Source organism: Mesorhizobium silamurunense (genome assembly GCF_014843825.1).
GTDB classification, from domain to species: domain Bacteria; phylum Pseudomonadota; class Alphaproteobacteria; order Rhizobiales; family Rhizobiaceae; genus Mesorhizobium; species Mesorhizobium silamurunense.
The window spans coordinates 1-323 of the sequence record NZ_JHQR01000452.1; the positions used below are offsets into that span (position 1 = coordinate 1).

1 protein-coding gene is annotated in these 323 nt (G+C 63.8%); it reads right to left on the reverse strand.

The genetic code is table 11. The annotated features are described in order from the left end of the window. Nucleotides 1–202 (reverse strand): transposase (locus DH10_RS38060; protein WP_343221690.1); only part of this gene is annotated, 202 nt, incomplete at its 3' end. Nucleotides 203–323: the final 121 nt, after the last annotated feature.

Consider the following 323-nt stretch of genomic DNA (forward strand, 5'->3'; position numbering starts at 1 on the left):
TCCTTGGCTGTGGCGGATGCTTCGCCGCAGGCTTCGGAGGCGCCGCCGTCACCACCGCCGGCACGAACATGGATTCCGATATCGCTGCCTTCCCCATCGGCCGGCGAGCAGCCCGACGCCAGGTGAACAATTGCTGCGGGGAAAGTCCATACCGGCGTGCCACAGCACAAACCGTCTCGCCCGCATCGTAGCTCTCCGCCACTATCCGGGCCTTCTCCTCCCGCGGCCACTCACGTCGCCGACCCGAACCAGTGAAGATCTCCAGCCGACGGACCGGCTCCTCGTCCCTGGACTTAAGCGTAAACTCTGAAATCGTCATATGT